Origin of the sequence: Bacillus sp. FSL H8-0545, from assembly GCF_038006105.1 — a bacterium.
GTDB lineage: Bacteria > Bacillota > Bacilli > Bacillales > Bacillaceae_G > Bacillus_A > Bacillus_A cereus_U.
This window is the reverse complement of the sequence record NZ_JBBOUO010000001.1, coordinates 2,154,189-2,168,633: the sequence shown is the minus strand read 5'-3', so window position 1 is coordinate 2,168,633 and position 14,445 is coordinate 2,154,189. Positions and strand designations below refer to the sequence as shown.

Genomic DNA, 14,445 nt, shown 5'->3' with positions numbered 1-14,445 from the left:
ATCCCTCCTCTTACTTGCGGCACAACTTTTCAAAAGACTCATTTATTATTTCAAACCCTCTATCTATTTCTTCGTTTGAGATAACTAGAGGTGGTAAAAAGCGTAGTACATTATCAAATATCCCCGCTCCAATACTTATAAGCCCATTCTTCCAGAATTCATCAATTAATTTTAATGTTAGTTCTTTTGCTGGTTCTTTTGTTATACGATCCGTTACAAGTTCCATTGCAATCATTGCACCAATTCCGCGAACATCACCTATGACCTCGTATTTCAATTGCATTTCATGTAAATGTGATATTATTCTATTTCCAACTTGCTGAGCTCTTTCAACTAGATTTTCTTCTTCCATAATTTCAAATACAGCAAGACCGGCTGCACATGATAATGGACTTCCCGCAAAGGTCCCACCGATTTTCCCTCTCCCAGGAATATCCATCAACTCCGCACGGCCAACAATTGCACTTAATGGTAAGCCTCCAGCTATTGATTTTGATAATGTAATAATGTCAGGCTCTATTTGAAAATGTTCCGTTGCAAACCATTTCCCAGTTCGACCAAATCCAGTTTGCACCTCATCCATTATCATTAAAATACCATATTGATCACAAATCTCCCGGATTCGTTTTACAAATAAAATAGAAGGAACAATAAATCCAGCTTCTCCTTGTACTGGTTCCATTACGATTGCCGCTACTTTTTCAGGTGATACTTCTTCTAAAAACTTTTCAAACTGATAGATGACTTGAGAATCCACTTCTTCAGGAGAAGCCCCTTCTTCAGCTCTGTAGTAGTACGGATACGGCAATATATGCATGTCTGAAACGAACGGACCAAATCCTGCTTTATATGGATTTTCTTTGGTCGATAAAGACATCGTCATTAATGTTCTCCCATGAAATCCTCGTTCAAACGAGATTACTTTACTTCTCCCTGTGACTTTACGTGCGATCTTCACAGCATTTTCAATCGCTTCCGCACCACTATTTGCAAACATCGTTTTTTTCTCACTTGTTCCTGGCACTTTTTCATTAATTTTCTCTGCTAAAGTAATGTAATTTTCATATGGAGTTACATGAAAACATGGGTGAATAAATGATTCCGCTTGTTTTTGTACCGCTCTTACAACTTTCGGATGACAATGACCAACATTTTGCATTCCAATTCCACCAGCAAAATCAATAAACTGATTTCCATCTACATCTGTAATTATCGCTCCTCTTGCTTCTTTTACATATAAAGGCGTTAAATGATATATTCCTGTCGGTACAGCCGCCTCATACCTTTTTTGAAGTACTTGTGAATAATTTCCTGGTAATACGTTCGATTTCAACAATTCTGCTTCACCTCATCTAATTTTTATAATCAATCCATTTCTGATAAAGTGATTATAAATCTCATAAAACCATTGTTCAATTCAATTATTTATATAATAATGATAGGTATATCCTATGATTAAATTTGAGGTGATTCCAATCGAATTACGACAACTAGAATACTTTTTAGCTGTTTCAAAAGAGTTACATTTTACAAAAGCAGCTGAGAAATTAAACATTTCACAACCTTCACTAAGTCAACAAATACGTGCATTAGAACATGAAGTAGGCATGCCACTTTTCGATCGAATTGGTAAAAAAATATCTTTAACTGAAGCAGGAAGAGTTTTATTATCGCACAGTAAAACAATCTTTCATGAAGTCGAACAAGCCCGTTCTGCCATTCAAGATTTAAACGGATTACAGCATGGATCCTTAACAATCGGCTCATTGTTAACCGTCGTAAATTATTTACTACCACCAGCCATTTTAAATTTCAATAATTTATATCCTAATATTGAGCTTTCTGTATTAGGTCTTCGTACAGGAGAAATTCGTGAAAAATTATTACAAAACGAATTAGATATTGGCATTACATTTCTCCCAGTGCAAGATAAAGAGATTGTTTCTATCCCACTATATAAAAGTGAACTTACATTAGTTGTACCAACCAGCCATTCTTTAACTGAACGTAAGTATGTATCTATTGAAGAATTACAGGACTATCCTTTAATTCTTCTGCCTAAAAATTTCTATTTAACAGAACTAATTACATCTCATTGCCAAAACTTTAACTTTAAACCAAAGCCAATTTTAGAAATTAGTACAATGGAATCTTTAATTCAAATGGTCTCAAAAGGTATGGGAATTACAGTATTACCAAAACCTTATATAGACTTTTTGCAAAGCGAACACATTCAATCTATTAAAATTGAAAACCCCACTCCAACAATAGATATAGGACTTATTTATAGAAAAGATAAATACATGTGCGCTGCTACCCGAGAATTTATTGAACAACTAAAGTTAACAGTACATTCTCTACAAAAATAAGCATAAAAGAGATTATCCTATGAAGCCGATGCACAACGACCTATTAGAATAATTTCTTTTCATAATGAAATAAAACATTACATTTTGTGGTTTCTTTTCTAAAAACCTAGTATTCATTATAAGTGCTTAATTATTATCGTTTTATCAAGCGACATATCAGCGATATTTTATATCTATTTCGTATAGGTGTTAGCAAGTTCGTTTGAAAACTTGTTAGCACTTTTTTATAAAAATTGTATAATGCTTCACAAAGTAGGAATCCGTTTTGATCAATCTTTTTTCAAAATGGATTCCTTTTGTCTCTTATCAATATTCAAATGTTACAGTAGTACCATTAAAACCATCAAAACAATTAGAGCAATTAGAGCAACCACCACAACCAAAACAACTAAAGCAACCGAAGCAACCAAAACAACGGAATCCACCACAACGACCACCACCGCCACAACCACCACAGCGACCACAACCACCACAGCGACCACAACCACCACAGCGACGAGCAGCATCTTCAATATAGTAATATGGATATTGGTTTTGCTGGTCCCAATACACAATATTTCCAGGCTGATAATCATTAAGGCTTAACGCTTGTAGTTCTTGTTGAAAATTATTCATCTTCATGACCTCCGTTTATAAACTACAACCCCATCGATACTTTCCTATATTTCTGTTCGTTAAATCTAAGTAGAAATAGCGCTATAAAGTGAAACTTTAATCCGTAGGGGTTTTGTTCATCCCCCACTGATTATTAGTTGAACCAATCGGGCGTCTACGGGCAGCAGGGCTCCCACCTAACTTCTTTGCTCCAGTCGAATTTTGAGGTGGGAGTTTTACTGCCCGCAAATAGCGGGATAAACTAAGTTCAATACGTACACCAACAAAATATGACCTATCACTAGATGATGTACCTTGTTCATATGCCTATTTTTAGGTTGTTTTTACTATATTTTCATAAAGTGAAACTTTAATCAGTAGGGGTTTTGTTCATTTCCCACTGCTTATTAGTTGAACCAATCTGGCGTTTCCGGGCAGTTAATGCGGGATAAATGGAAATTATAAAATATAAATTTAAACAATAACATCTAGATTTATGTCATCATTTTCTAGCTTTATAGTCGTATATTCCATAACTTTGTTTGGTCATCTTCGTATTTCCAATATGCACTCCCATCTTTATTTTTCTTCGCTTCAATATCTGCTATATCAGAGCTAATTTTATAAGTATTTATAATTAGTGATTTCTGCTAAGAAAAGTCTATTTTTATGAATGGCAAATCAGCGATGTTTTATGTCTATTCCGCATACGTGTTAGCACTTTTTTATATTTCTTCTATTGCATACACCTTCATAATTTCAATATATTTTCCCTTACCACATGGACATGGTTGCTCTCTTCTATATGATTCTTCCCAGCTCATTTAAACACACCTCTTTAACTACTTAATTTATATTATTATATAAAAAAGCCCTGCCACAAGGCAGAGCGAGTAAGATGGATTACACGTATCATATAACAATTTATATCAGTAACTGAACACTGTTAAACAGTGTTCTTTTTTGTTTAAATTAGCGTTGTTGTTCAAAATATCCCGAAGTTGTTATATATTAAAAGTGCGACATACGTTCTACATTAAACCCTTCCCTACGACTTATGTTTGAGTGCTAGGAGAAATCCTAGCTTTTATTTTCCCCTCTGAATAAAATCTAAAATTCCGTCATTTAAATACCAAACTCCGAATTCCCCTTGGAGATGAGCAGTCAGCTTTTGCTAACTGCTTTTTTTACAAATAATAATTAATTTACCCAAGAGCATTTCAAAAGATTTTCGTATGATATGGTGTATTCCTTTCTTTTGAGTGAATGATCTCGTCATGAGAGCACTTTATTAAGTGCTCTTTTCGTGTTTCAAATACATACAAAATAAAATTTTTATATTAACCTTAATTACACATTTAATTGAATATTAATTCATCAGATACAAATCATTTCTTATAAGGGCGCTCTGTACTTACGCCGTTATATAAATATTCAAATTTATTCCCCGCATATTTTTATAAGTTGTATACAGTTCCATATGGAATTGTTGAAACAGAAATTCCGTATGGTGTAATATGATGCATTGGATAATAATACTCCATAGATGAATAGTACGGTTGTGTGCCTTGCTGTATTTGTTGCATTTGCTGCTGTGCTTGTAACGCTTGTTGAACAGCTTGAATTGTACTTTGTGCTCCGCTATACGTAATACCCGCCGTACCATACGGACGCATTCTATCTCGGGTATCAAAATATGAATAAAACATTAGTATTCAACTCACTTCCATATAAGTTATTACAAAGTATATTATGAGTATTACTTTCAGTGAGTGTTAAAAACTAGTCCACTAGCTTTTATTCAAATAACGTTTTTGTTCAACTGCCTTTTTTTAATCTCCACGCCTTATCAAAATATAATCTTATATATCTTTCTACTTATTATGATGCAAGTGTCTACACTAAATTGTTAGACAAGCATAAAATAAATTAAGTCTAATAATAAAGGAAAAATAAATATGCAAAACCGTTACATGCTTACAGTCAAACTCACCTCATTTAACGAGACAACGCTGACTGGCATTACTATAGAAGGTATCACGCTGACAGCGAACGTCACGTTAAAAACAACCTATCATCAAGCGATTCTCAATCGATTTCCCCCTCAGGACCCAGTTCGTCCCCTAGTCGTGAACTATAACGTAGCCGTCAAATCTGGCAGAAAATCTGCTATCTTGAATGCCGTGACGCAGCTCGCGAATGCTGGGGTAAGCGCGCAGGTTCGTCTGGATTCCTGCAACAATACCGTGGCATCCTTCCGTCCCGTTCCCTCAATAATATAAGTCAGATACCCGTCACAATAGGATAACGACTGTGACGGGTACGAAGCTGTTCGAGTGAATAGCCCTCAAATTTGTCCCGATCCCATTTCCCTTCACTCCTTGAATATTTTTTCAAAACCAATACATACTATTTTCAAGCCGCCGTATCCACGGCTAATACTTCTTTCTTTTGTTACAGCAGAAGCAGGTAGATTCGTCACTTATCTGCTTTCTCTGTATATTTTTTTTAATATCGAAAAGACTACCTACAAGCTGTTTGAACTAGCAGCTTCACTCTTCTTGTAATGGGAAAGCAATTTATCACAATTAGCTAACTCATTCGACTCACTGGCAGACAACCAAAATTGTTGTCTGCTTTTTGTATGGAATTTTTCATTTTGCATATACTACTTTTGAGCCTGTTTACCAATGCAAGCCATTTTAGTGTTTTGAATTCCGACTAAGCTTTTTTGTTGCATAGATTATTACATCTTTGACAACACTGGTTAAAAGCGCGCTTTCTGGTTATTCGTAGTTCTAGTCCAGAATAATTTTTCTCCTATAAAGGACAGTAGGTACGACTGCTCGTCCTTTTTTACTTATATCGCATACTCTCCCTTTTGACAGCTATGAACCACATTGCCCTCTTCATCGAATTAAGCAATTTCCCAATAAGGGTGGCAGTTGTACGCTTCTATTTCCCCATCGAACAAAACGAACAAATTAGTTTTCCAGTTTCCAACGATCGTCCCCCACTTGCCAGCTACATTTACTCGCATACCCATGTAAGCAAAATGTAGATTTCGGTGGTTCTGCATTTTCTTGAAAGCTTTTTCCGCGCTGTACATCTGCTTGATGTCAAAAACACCTTCGTTCTCGCACTTTACAAACTTCATGAATTCTGTCATTAGCATTTGATATCTCTTTAACTTTAAGGGTATATTCTCATGTCTTACCCAATATGCAAGAAGATGCAGTGAAAACATTCGCGAAGAGTATATTTTGATATGTGTTTGCAAACACATATCGAAATGTTCAAAAGCATTGATTTAAAGGCATCTATAGCACATTGAAATAAAACATTACATAAAAACTCATATAATATTAGTGCACCTTTTTTGAGATTGGAATATATTTTGTAAAATACACCCCTACTAGCAACAATACAATTGAGACTAGCCAAGTAAAAATACCGCCAAAATGAAGCCAATATGCAAACAGATTTAAGATTGCAATTAAAAAGCAACAAATAGAAGTTAATGAACTTTTTAACCCTTTTATCCCCGCTTTTTTTCTTTTTTGATAAGTTATATACATCGAAGCGACTAGAAAAAGGATTAGAACAATTGGTAACATAGCTTGTAGCAATGGCAATCCCTCCTGTCTATTTCCACCCCCTTTATTTTACCATTTAATTCCTTTTATTACATTCTTTTTTTCTTTTCAACTGGCTAAACTAAATATTATTTGATGTCTACTCAAAACCTTGTTAAAATCACTTCAAGAACATACATTCGAAATGTTGTTAATGTGCGTATAACATTTCAAAACTATATTAAATAATTCCAAATGGATAAAACTCTACGTTGAAACTACTTATTGGCTATCAACTATTTTTTGAAATAAGCAAACTTGTATTTATAAGATTACAAATAGCCGCATTGAACAGTTAAAGAATAAGTTTTTTAATCATCCATTTATCATGATAAGAGAGGAAAGTATTTATGAATAAAAGCAAACCAGTTGGCGAATTAACTATTGAAGACTTGAAACAAAACCCAATATGGGAATGGGCAATAGATGAAGAGGAAAACGAAGAGTGCGATGAAACGTGGGTAAAACCAGTGGAAACAATAAATTTTACAGAAGAGTTAAACGGTTCAATAGTACTGGGCGAATTAATAATACATAATAATGAGAAATTCCCTATGATGTGTAGTATCGATATTGAAAATAATGAGGTATTAATTAGTTCCATTGTTTTTTATAACGAAAAAGAAGATGAGTATATTGCTATAGAAGATGTAGTGAAAACGGTTGAAATGCCTTTATCACTTAATATTAATCTCACAATTAACGGAGAGCCTAGAGCTTTAAAATTCTCTGCAGATAAAATTGATATTTATAAAAACATTATAAAAACTAACTTAAATTAAATTCTAATTGAAGTTAGGAAAATACTCATCAAGCAAGAACTGGGAAACCATTATAATTAACGGTTTCCCAAATATCCTTCTATTTTCAATATTTATATAAATTCATACTAAATAATCCCATTTCCCACCAATGTCTCTGCGATTTGAACTGAGTTCCAAGCAGCACCTTTTAATAAATTATCAGAAACGATCCAAAGATGGAATCCTTTTGATGTATCAGGATCTTTACGTATTCTACCTACAAATGTATCTCTTTTACCCTCTGCATATAATGGCGTTGGATAAATTTGTTCACTAGGATTATCTTGTAAAATAACACCTGGTGCATTCAGTAGTACTTCTTTAATTTCTGCAACGGTCGCTTCTTTTTCAAGTTCAATATAAACTGATTCAGAATGCCCCGATACAACTGGAACTCTGACGCAAGTAGCTGCCATTTTTAGATTTGGATCTTCTAAAATTTTCTTCGTCTCTTGAATCATCCTTACTTCTTCGAATGTGAAATCATTGTCTGTAAATATATCCACTTGCGGCAATACATTAAATGCAATTGGATAATGTTTTTTATCTTTTTTCGCTGGTAATATAGTACTCTTCACTTCTTCACCTGTAAGCATTGACTTAGCTTGTTCTTTTAATTCATGAATCGCATGAATTCCTGAGCCTGATACGGCTTGATACGTTGAAACAATAATTCGTTCTAAACCAAATGATTTTCGAATTGGCTGAAGAGCTGTTACCATCTGTAGTGCTGAGCAATTCGGAACTGCAATGATCCCTTTATGTTCCCTTAAAGTATGTGCATTTACTTCTGGAACGACGAGTGGTACATCGTGTGCCATTCGGTATTCACTTGTGTTGTCAATTACGATTGCACCACTAGAAACTGCATGATTTACATATTGTCTAGAAACTTCTCCTCCAGCACTAAAAAATGCAATGTCTACACCTTCAAAACTAGTTGATTTTGCCTCTTGTATTTTAATCTCTCGCCCTTTAAATTGTACTATCTTACCAGCAGATCGTTTTGACGAGAGTAATGTAATTTCTTCTATATTAAATTTCGTTACTCTCTCTAACAATGCAATGATTTTTTGCCCTACTGCGCCTGTAGCCCCAACTACAGCTACATGATAGCTCTTTTCACTCATTTTTTCTCCTCCAATTTCACTTGAATGAATTTCTCCACAACTTAATTTTAAAAGAAATTTAATGATTTGAAAAATTGAAATACATGATATAATCATTCACAAATCATGATAATAAAAGAGGTATCATTTATGGAAATGAGACATGTTAAAACATTTTGTGCCATTGTTAAATATGGCAGCTTTTCTAAAGCTGCTCATGCATTAGGTTATGCGCAATCTACTGTGACAGCCCATATTAAAGCATTAGAGAACGATTTAAACATTCCTCTATTCGATCGATTAGGAAAAAAAATACTTCTTACAAAAGCAGGTCATCAATTTCATCCGTACGCATTAGAATTACTTACTATTTATGATAAAGCGCAAGAAATCCCTCAAAACAGTGACCATTTAGAAGGAACATTGACTATTACATCTAATGAATCATTGGCAGTGTATCGGTTACCACAATTATTACGTACTTACAAACAGGAAAATTCGAAAGTAAATATCGTACTTGAGACAAATACCAATGAGCAAGCATTGAAAAAACTACATGAAGGAGAAACCGATGTTATCTTCATAATTGGAGAAAGTATAGAGCATAATGATTTTATTACGTGCAATTTATGTAATGAAACATTTGGATGGATTTTCCCTGCTCATTTCCCTTCAAACACTGATCCACTCCTTTTATTACAAGATACTCAATTTATATTTACAGAACAAAGCTGTGGCTATAGACCAATGGTAGATCGTTTTTTACGTCAAAACGGAAGAAATCCTAATAAAACATTTGAGACTTCCAATGTTGAAGTCATTAAACAATCCGTTATGTGTGAGTTAGGAATTTCTATTCTCCCTTACATCGTTGTACAAGAAAGTTATCAAAAAGAACAACTCTGTTTTCAGCCCATCGAAACTCCAGCCGTCATTCAAAGCCACGTAATCTATCATAAATCTAGGTGGATATCACCAGTTTTACAATCGTTTCTTACATTATTAGAGAGAATAGAATAGAAAAGTAAGCGAGTAATAACAAAAATGAGTAACTGCTCTAAAAAGCAGTTACTCATTTTTGTTAAAACATTTGTGTTCATAACAGTAAAGGTGTTTCAAAATCAATATGTATATTATTTATTAGCTTGTACCTCACCTGCAATTAATTTACTACCTGAATATGTACCTTTTTGTATAAAAACTTGATTAATTAATTCTTTTTGCTCCTTTTCTGACATTACTCCTTTTCCTTCTCCTAAATTCCCACTTTGCAATTTCCAAATCTTGTTGTGGTCCACATCAACCTTTTCATATTTTCCTTGTTTCCATCGTTCTAAAATATCCACATATGTACTTTTTTGTGCAACATCATTACTATTTATAATTTCAAGTAAACTTTCAATACGTTCTTGTGTAATAAAAATATAACCCCATTTTTGATCAGCTTTCGTTTTTTGATGTGCCATTTCATGTAATGCTGTCTGTATGTTCTCATCTGTCCATTTGAAATTTTTATTAAAACCACTATTCGGCAATGAATGATTTCCATTTTCCGACAACTTTGCATCTTCGGCTTTTACATTACTATCAGCTAGCACTTCTACTGCCGGAGCGGCTGGTGATGCCCTTTTCGCAGCTGGTTTACTATTATTCAGATAATACAGCATACCATACGTTACACCTACCCCGATTACCGCCATACCAGCTATAATTCCTATTATTTTAAATAATGTTTTCATCTCGCCTATTTCCTCCCACATAGCCCTTTTCATAATTTCTATCTATTAAAAACAGATATAGCTTCTCTTTTTTCGCAACTTACTGCAATTCATTTTTTCATACTAATTAACATAAATATAACTATTACTTTCCAGAAATGTAGCAACTCCATCCTCATCATTACTTTTGGCAATAAATTTAGCGACGGATTTTAATTCCTCAACAGCATTGTTCATTGCAACACCAATGCCACATTTCTCTATCATTTCCATATCATTATAGTCATCTCCAAATGCAATTACGTCAGATACGTCACAATTAATGTGCTGAAGAACATGTTGAATACTATTCCATTTTGAAACTTCCGCATGCATAATTTGACACAATGTTCCGTCATCCGTAATGACTGCATTACATTCGACAGGAAGTTCTTTAATTAAATTCTTATCTATTGAACCCTTATTACAAATGATCACTTTAAAAGCTTTTTCGAATTCTAGCTCTTTTACGTCTATAACTTCACAATGTACATTACCAAAGTAATCAGTAACATCAAAATTTGAGTACAGCTTATCATTTATTTCAATACAAATATGATTAAGGTTATATTTTTTTGCTTTTTCTATGATTTCTAAAATATTATTCTTAGAAATCTCCTTTTTATATAAAATATCATTACCTTTAAGAACAATTGCTCCGTTATAACAAATGATAATGTCATTCTTTAACGCATTGGGAATATACCGATTTATATCTCTTGGAGGTCTTGCCGTAGCAAAAATCAATTTATCCCCTTTATTTTTACATTCCCTCAAAATATTAATAGATTTCTCTGAAATTGTTTTATCACTTCTTAATAGAGTCCCATCTAGATCCGAAATAATAACTTTCTTCATGCTTAAATTAAGTCTCCTCTCATAAATTATCATTATTTACATTAATAGAATTATTTTAATAAATTTATCAATACTTTCATTACTTTTGATGCACCTATTCCTCCTTAAACTATATAGCAAAACTTTTCATACATTTCCTTATATTGTATTTCTTTTTCAGATAAATTAAAAGATTATTCTGTCACGTTATAAAATTTCTTCTCTAATCTTTAATACATATACTAAGTATTTCATTTAAAACTACGAAACTTTATACTATTTCCACTTATAAAGTAGATGAAAAAATATTGCACTTAAATAAAAAAACGAGCGCCTTATATGATATGATCCCCTTATAGTAGACAGGAAAAAGAAAGCACATTAACCTGTTTACTATGGAGGGGATTTTTTTATGGGGAAAATTAGAGTCACTTACGATGTAGAATTTAAGAAAAAAGCTATAGATTTATACTTAAAAGAAGGCATGAGCTATAAAACCATTGCGAAAGAATTAGGTATTCATCACTCGGTTGTAAGTCGTTGGATGAAACACTTTGAAGCTGAAGGAATCAAAGGACTAGAAGAAAAACGCGGTAAAGCAAAAGGACCAGGTTTAGGTAGACCAAGGATTAGACCCGAAGATCCAGAAGCTAAGATCAGACGATTAGAAGCGGAAAATGAAATGTTAAAAAAGCTCTTAGGGATGTAAAAGGAGGAATGAAAGTCGTATCCAAAACGAAAAAATTCGAAGTCATCCATGAAATGACAAAAACAGGTTATACAGTGACCATTCTATGCGATATTGCTGGTGTAACCAGAAGTGGGTACTACAACTGGATAAAACGGCATACGACGCCTTCAAAAAAACAATCAGAGGATATCGAAATTAAGAAAAAGATATTGGCGTGTCATAAAAAATTAAGAGGAATTTATGGATATAGAAGAATACAAGTGTGGCTGAAAGCCACATATAACCTTCATTTGAATCATAAGCGCATCCAAAGATTGATGAGTGAACTAGGTATCAAAGCCGTAATTAGGAAAAAACGACCTTATTACGGAAAAAAAGAAGCTTATGTGATTTCAGAGAACCATCTAAATAGGGAGTTTCAAGCTTCAAAACCGAATGAGAAATGGGTAACCGATATTACCTATTTGATTTTCAATGGACAGCGCTTGTACTTATCCGCTATTAAGGATTTATACAATAATGAAATTGTTGCCTATGAAACCAGTCGTAGAAACGACTTAAAACTTGTGTTAGATACACTGAAAAAGGCAAAGAAAAAACGAAATGTGAAGGGAATCCTCTTACATAGTGATCAAGGGTCCCAGTATACATCTCGTCAATATAATCAATTACTTAAAAAATATCAGATGAAGGCAAGTATGTCTCGAAGAGGCAACTGTTGGGATAATGCTTGTATGGAAAACTTCTTCAGTCACTTTAAGGCAGAGTGTTTTCATTTACACTCCTTCCATAAAGCGAATGAGGTCAAACTTGCCGTGCGTAAATATATGCACTTTTATAACCATCAAAGATTTCAAAAGAAATTAAATAACCTGAGTCCATATAAATATAGAACTCAGGTTGCTTAGTTGCGCTTTTTAAATACTGTCTACTTGACAGGGGTCACTGCAATATGACACCCGTTTCTTTTTAATATGCACGATTCTCTTGTAACCACCACGTTATAGCATCTAACCTTGAAACATCAAACCGTATTTCTTCATTCACTTTCAAATCCTTTAAACTTTTCATAATCTCCATTTCATTCGTCTTTACATTTTTCGCCCCAATTAACTTGCAGTACCCTTTTGTAACATTATTTAAGTTTTCATAATAACGTTGGAACGGTTTAGCTATATGTAAATGTTTTTCAAAGTTTCTTCTTTTTCTCGTCCCATCCGACTCTTTCCGTTTTCTAAGCTCTTCCTCACTTGTATATAAATAAAAATATTGATCTGGAAAACCAATTTCTTCGTTAATTATCTTTTCTTTATAAAAGTTTTCTATTAAAGATAACGGCTGATTAAATATATCAAAATGGAAACACCAATTATAACTAAGTGGCTGATAAATATCACCATCAAGTATTACTAACTCATATTGCTGCGACTTCTGCACTGCTATATTCCAGCGCTCTACTTGTTTTTCAAAATACCATGTTCTATGTGCCTTTTTTGGTCTTTCAAATAAAAAGTTAACTTCAGGAATAATAAATGCACCGTAATTTTTTTCTAGTTCACGGCATGTTGTACTCTTACCAACAGCACTCGCTCCCTCAAACGCTATAATCCCCATATTTTCTCCCTCTTTCATTAGCTAATAATTCTTTGTTTCGCTTTTCGCCCCCATAACTGTTTCCATAAAACGATTGAAGCAATTGCAAGCATTATTGTTGTCATAATACTACCTTCAATTCCGAATGTGCCTCCGTGAAGTACTTCTGACCCATTTGTTACAGGTTTAAATAGCGGCGTTGAATATATCGTCATGCCACTAACCGCAAAACCATAGACGTTATATTGCGCCCAATTCCAAATTGAATGCCACGCGCATATCCCCCAAAGACTACTGTCTTTTAAAACATAAAATGCTGCAAATACACCAACTAATATTATATTCGATATTGAAAGAATTGTAATACCAGGATTAAGTAAATGCAGAAAACCAAATAAAAAGGACGTCACTATAATCCCAACCCATATACGACTTCTAACAGAAATAACTGGAAATAACCAGCCTCGTACAATAATTTCTTCCGTTGCACCTTGTATTAAAAAAGCAATTAAAGATCCTACAATACCAAATATGGCGGTTGCCGTAATTTGTTGCATTTGTAGTTTTACAATCCCTGTTAACACAAGTACAATTACTGGTATTGAAATAAAGACAAATCCTATTAACGCACCTCTCAAATACTTTCTTATCCATTGCACTTTCCAAAAACCAATGGATGAAAATAACCTTTTCTCTACAAACCTAATCCATAAAAAAACAAAAAATATAGTCCCACCAAACGCTAATATCATCTCAATATTATTATAAATTGCCTTTACAAATGATGTATCTGCTTTCGGTAAAAACAGCATAAATAACATAAAAAATTCACCTAAAGTTAAAAATACAATAGCTAGTAGTACAGCTAAAATAGGATGAACTTTTCTTCTTCCTTCTTTTGCTGCTTCAATTATTTTAAATTGTTTATTTTGCAATATTCTATCCCCTCCTAATTATTGTACTCCTCAGTATTATTAAAATATATATAGCCTTTCCTTTAAACTTATTTTTTAATATAAATGATCTTGGTTTAGAATAAATCCAGATTTGGAATAAT

At 33.5% G+C, this 14,445-nt stretch carries 16 protein-coding genes and 1 pseudogene; 7 read left to right on the top strand and 10 right to left on the bottom strand.

Translation table 11 applies throughout. The features are described from left to right. Nucleotides 1-10 precede the first annotated feature (10 nt). Nucleotides 11-1,336 (bottom strand): 4-aminobutyrate--2-oxoglutarate transaminase, encoded by a 1,326-nt coding sequence (gene gabT / locus MHI07_RS11385; protein ID WP_340823782.1) that lies wholly within the window; start codon nucleotides 1,334-1,336, stop codon nucleotides 11-13. 130 nt (nucleotides 1,337-1,466) lie between these two features. On the opposite strand from gabT, the gene MHI07_RS11380 reads away from it, so the two are divergent. Next, on the top strand, nucleotides 1,467-2,369 hold the full coding sequence (locus MHI07_RS11380) for a LysR family transcriptional regulator (RefSeq protein WP_087947322.1): 903 nt from the start codon (nucleotides 1,467-1,469) through the stop codon (nucleotides 2,367-2,369). Between the two features lie 306 nt (nucleotides 2,370-2,675). Here the strand turns inward: MHI07_RS11380 and MHI07_RS11375 are convergent, their stop codons facing one another. Then, complete coding sequence (locus tag MHI07_RS11375; protein WP_098988598.1) at nucleotides 2,676-2,984, bottom strand: heterocycloanthracin/sonorensin family bacteriocin; 309 nt, start codon at nucleotides 2,982-2,984, stop codon at nucleotides 2,676-2,678. Between the two features lie 1,436 nt (nucleotides 2,985-4,420). Then, nucleotides 4,421-4,672 (bottom strand): DUF3947 family protein, encoded by a 252-nt coding sequence (locus tag MHI07_RS11370; protein WP_340823778.1) that lies wholly within the window; start codon nucleotides 4,670-4,672, stop codon nucleotides 4,421-4,423. A gap of 249 nt (nucleotides 4,673-4,921) precedes the next feature. Here MHI07_RS11370 and MHI07_RS11365 point away from each other — a divergent pair, with 249 nt between their 5' ends. After that, a complete protein-coding gene (locus MHI07_RS11365; protein WP_340823775.1) occupies nucleotides 4,922-5,245 on the top strand; it encodes a hypothetical protein in 324 nt (107 codons plus the stop codon). 635 nt (nucleotides 5,246-5,880) lie between these two features. Here the strand turns inward: MHI07_RS11365 and MHI07_RS11360 are convergent. Beyond that, complete coding sequence (locus MHI07_RS11360) at nucleotides 5,881-6,120, bottom strand: hypothetical protein (RefSeq protein WP_340823773.1); 240 nt, start codon at nucleotides 6,118-6,120, stop codon at nucleotides 5,881-5,883. Between the two features lie 20 nt (nucleotides 6,121-6,140). Here MHI07_RS11360 and MHI07_RS29375 point away from each other — a divergent pair. Continuing rightward, nucleotides 6,141-6,230, top strand: a pseudogene (locus MHI07_RS29375) (tyrosine-type recombinase/integrase); the annotation flags it as partial. A 98-nt stretch (nucleotides 6,231-6,328) separates the two neighbouring features. Here MHI07_RS29375 and MHI07_RS11350 read toward each other — a convergent pair. Continuing rightward, nucleotides 6,329-6,592: a hypothetical protein gene (locus MHI07_RS11350; protein ID WP_002200505.1), complete on the bottom strand. Its 264-nt coding sequence runs from the start codon at nucleotides 6,590-6,592 to the stop codon at nucleotides 6,329-6,331. Between the two features lie 356 nt (nucleotides 6,593-6,948). Here MHI07_RS11350 and MHI07_RS11345 point away from each other — a divergent pair, with 356 nt between their 5' ends. Then, complete coding sequence (locus tag MHI07_RS11345) at nucleotides 6,949-7,380, top strand: hypothetical protein (RefSeq protein WP_340823768.1); 432 nt, start codon at nucleotides 6,949-6,951, stop codon at nucleotides 7,378-7,380. Nucleotides 7,381-7,487: 107 nt separating this feature from the next. Here MHI07_RS11345 and MHI07_RS11340 read toward each other — a convergent pair whose 3' ends face one another. After that, nucleotides 7,488-8,531, bottom strand: a complete 1,044-nt coding sequence (locus tag MHI07_RS11340; protein WP_340823766.1) for an aspartate-semialdehyde dehydrogenase — start codon at nucleotides 8,529-8,531, stop codon at nucleotides 7,488-7,490. A 129-nt stretch (nucleotides 8,532-8,660) separates the two neighbouring features. Here MHI07_RS11340 and MHI07_RS11335 point away from each other — a divergent pair, with 129 nt between their 5' ends. Further along, on the top strand, nucleotides 8,661-9,530 hold the full coding sequence (locus MHI07_RS11335; protein ID WP_340823764.1) for a LysR family transcriptional regulator: 870 nt from the start codon (nucleotides 8,661-8,663) through the stop codon (nucleotides 9,528-9,530). Between the two features lie 113 nt (nucleotides 9,531-9,643). On the opposite strand, the gene MHI07_RS11330 is transcribed toward MHI07_RS11335, so the two are convergent. After that, a complete protein-coding gene (locus MHI07_RS11330; protein WP_340823762.1) occupies nucleotides 9,644-10,249 on the bottom strand; it encodes a PRK06770 family protein in 606 nt (201 codons plus the stop codon). Nucleotides 10,250-10,351: 102 nt separating this feature from the next. Further along, nucleotides 10,352-11,125 (bottom strand): HAD family hydrolase, encoded by a 774-nt coding sequence (locus tag MHI07_RS11325; protein WP_340823759.1) that lies wholly within the window; start codon nucleotides 11,123-11,125, stop codon nucleotides 10,352-10,354. Nucleotides 11,126-11,516: 391 nt separating this feature from the next. On the opposite strand from MHI07_RS11325, the gene MHI07_RS11320 reads away from it, so the two are divergent. Together MHI07_RS11320 and MHI07_RS11315 are read left to right on the top strand one after the other, a co-directional pair. Next, entirely contained in the window at nucleotides 11,517-11,813 is a 297-nt protein-coding gene (locus MHI07_RS11320; RefSeq protein WP_215578889.1) for a transposase, read from the top strand. A gap of 8 nt (nucleotides 11,814-11,821) precedes the next feature. Next, nucleotides 11,822-12,703 (top strand): IS3 family transposase, encoded by an 882-nt coding sequence (locus tag MHI07_RS11315; RefSeq protein ID WP_215582334.1) that lies wholly within the window; start codon nucleotides 11,822-11,824, stop codon nucleotides 12,701-12,703. Nucleotides 12,704-12,764: 61 nt separating this feature from the next. Here the strand turns inward: MHI07_RS11315 and MHI07_RS11310 are convergent, their stop codons facing one another. Next, nucleotides 12,765-13,427, bottom strand: coding sequence for an AAA family ATPase (locus MHI07_RS11310; protein ID WP_215558459.1), 663 nt, complete (start codon nucleotides 13,425-13,427; stop codon nucleotides 12,765-12,767). Next, nucleotides 13,427-14,323 (bottom strand): CPBP family intramembrane glutamic endopeptidase, encoded by an 897-nt coding sequence (locus tag MHI07_RS11305; protein WP_340823754.1) that lies wholly within the window; start codon nucleotides 14,321-14,323, stop codon nucleotides 13,427-13,429. Before MHI07_RS11305 ends, MHI07_RS11310 begins: the two co-directional genes overlap by 1 nt. Between the last annotated feature and the right edge of the window lie 122 nt (nucleotides 14,324-14,445).